This is a genomic window from Silvimonas sp., assembly GCF_031291215.1.
In the GTDB taxonomy this organism is placed as follows: domain Bacteria; phylum Pseudomonadota; class Gammaproteobacteria; order Burkholderiales; family Chitinibacteraceae; genus Silvimonas; species Silvimonas soli.
On sequence record NZ_JARLJK010000099.1, the window covers coordinates 1 to 1442 of the forward strand.

Below are 1442 nucleotides of genomic sequence, written 5' to 3' on the forward strand. Positions count from 1 at the left end.
GCCACATTTGCAGCCTGGCTCGTGAACGTGGCTGTCGCGGCGGCGGCGGCTACGCTGTCGCTTTGATAGACCATCGACGGATCGACTGCTGCAAGCGCGGCAGCATCGGCAATGGCATTGAGTTGGGTCTGCGCGTTTTCGGCCCGGCTGAAATCGATGCCAAAGCCCACCGCGAAGAGGAGCACGGGCAAGGATATCGCCATGATTGGCGCAAGGTTGCCTCCGCGAGCCCTTATCAGGCGGCGGGCAAGGGCGCCAAGGAGGTCTTTGGCCTCGTGGATCATGATCGCAGCCATTGCACGGTCCTTAATTCAGTCGTGGGCTCATGTAGAGTGTATAAGTCATGGGCATTATGGTCGTTAGAAAGTAATTTGGTATTGATCTGTACGAATAGGAAATTTGCCCCATAAAAAGATAATTGCCCGTGGTTCCGACCTGATATGTCATGGTTGTGCTTGGGGCGAAGTTTGAGCAAATATCCGATCCATCAGGTGATGTTGGCACCATCGCCGGTGTGATCATTGAACTTGGGATGGAAATGACGCTGGCTGCGGTCAGTGTTCCTGCAGTCAGGGTCGGAGTGACGGCGGTCACTGTGCCGCCAGTGGTTTGGGTTTGTGCGTTGGCCCAGATTACATAGGCATGACTGGCGTCGCACACGCGCAGCAGGGCAATCTGTTCTTGCGCACTGCCCTGATCATAAGGGGTCAGCGCGATCGCGGAGGCGCTCATGATCGTCGTGCCCGAAGCGGTTGAGGGCGAAGCCTGAATCGCTGAAGGCGAGAGGCTGCGACTGGCAAGGTCGGTAAGTGATCGTGCAGAGATCCCGACCTTGCGGTTGCAGGCAATCATGTCGGAGATTTCGTAACCGCCCAGATAGAGCAGCGCGAGCACCGGCAGCATGGCGGCGAATTCGAGTATCGACGAACCCGATTGATCGCGAAGCAGGCGTCTCAGCATGTCGTCAACCCCGTGGGGCAGTTATAGTTTTCGGTGGTGATCACTTGTGTGGCGACGAGCATGTCGTTGCCATTGGGTTGATTGGACAACGAAAAACCCAAGGGACCGGTGACGGTGGGCCAAAGATAGATCAGTTGCACCACAAGGATCGTGTTTTGTCCCGCTGCGCCCGAGGATATGCTATAGCCCGTGCCTGTCGAGATAACATTGCCGCTCGTGTCATAGGTAAATGTCGGTGCGTTGAGCTGAGCGCTGGTATAGGAAGTGGCTGTGGTGACATTGACGACCAGGTTGTTGCAATTGAGCACCGGTGGCAGCAGCGAGCCGCCAAAGGTGGTCTGAACCGAGGCGTTGGCGGTGGCACTGTAGGTCAGCGTGCCGCAGATGGCAGACTTGAACTGGGCGACAGTCATGCCGGTGGTCAGTGTCGAGCCGCTGTATGATTGCAGCGTTTGGGCTTGACCGGTAAGCAGCAGCCTCGC

The 1442-nt window shown here is 57.1% G+C and carries 3 protein-coding genes; all 3 read right to left on the reverse strand.

The genetic code is table 11. The features are described 5' to 3' along the window. Positions 1-296 (reverse strand): pilus assembly protein TadG-related protein (locus P4L78_RS10655; protein ID WP_309328047.1); only part of this gene is annotated, 296 nt, incomplete at its 3' end. A gap of 10 nt (positions 297-306) precedes the next feature. Then, on the reverse strand, positions 307-960 hold the full coding sequence (locus tag P4L78_RS10660; RefSeq protein ID WP_309328048.1) for a hypothetical protein: 654 nt from the start codon (positions 958-960) through the stop codon (positions 307-309). Next, positions 954-1442 (reverse strand): hypothetical protein (locus P4L78_RS10665; protein WP_309328049.1); only part of this gene is annotated, 489 nt, incomplete at its 5' end. The genes P4L78_RS10665 and P4L78_RS10660, both read right to left, overlap by 7 nt.

What these genes read in the sequence shown, in the direction of transcription:
- P4L78_RS10660 (WP_309328048.1), bottom strand. Translation starts at nt 960, where the DNA reads ATGCTGAGACGCCTGCTTCGCGATCAATCGGGTTCGTCGATACTCGAA.